The following is a 332-nucleotide window of genomic DNA, read 5'->3' as shown; positions in this document are numbered from 1 at the left end:
TACTTCTGCGCAAGGAAGCCCAGGGCTTTTTTTAGGATTTCGTTCTCCTCAGACAGGGAAGCCAGCCGCTTTTCCATCGCTTTAATTTCGTCTGGCGATTTACCGGATTGAGTTTTGGCTTGGCCCTGGATCCACTTATGAACGGTTGAATAGCCAATGCCATATTCTCTGGCCAGTTGGGCGGCTGATTCGCCTTGTTTATATAGGTTGATGATGTTTTGTTTGAATTCTTTGTCGTAACGAGTTGGCATGTAAAAATTCCTTCCTTTTGAGAGACGATTTATTCATTATACGCTCTCTTAAAAGTTGTCTCAGGAATCAGCTTACATCCA

The 332-nt window shown here is 43.4% G+C and carries 1 protein-coding gene; it reads right to left on the bottom strand.

The genetic code is table 11. The features are described 5' to 3' along the window. The coding region (locus FC07_RS11890) for an IS3 family transposase (protein WP_002816285.1) at positions 1–251 on the bottom strand (251 nt) is incomplete at its 3' end. Positions 252–332: the final 81 nt, after the last annotated feature.

It is taken from the genome of Loigolactobacillus bifermentans DSM 20003 (genome assembly GCF_001434575.1).
GTDB lineage: Bacteria > Bacillota > Bacilli > Lactobacillales > Lactobacillaceae > Loigolactobacillus > Loigolactobacillus bifermentans.
The sequence above is the reverse complement of the archived record's forward strand: the minus strand, read 5'-3'. Positions and strand labels throughout refer to the sequence as shown.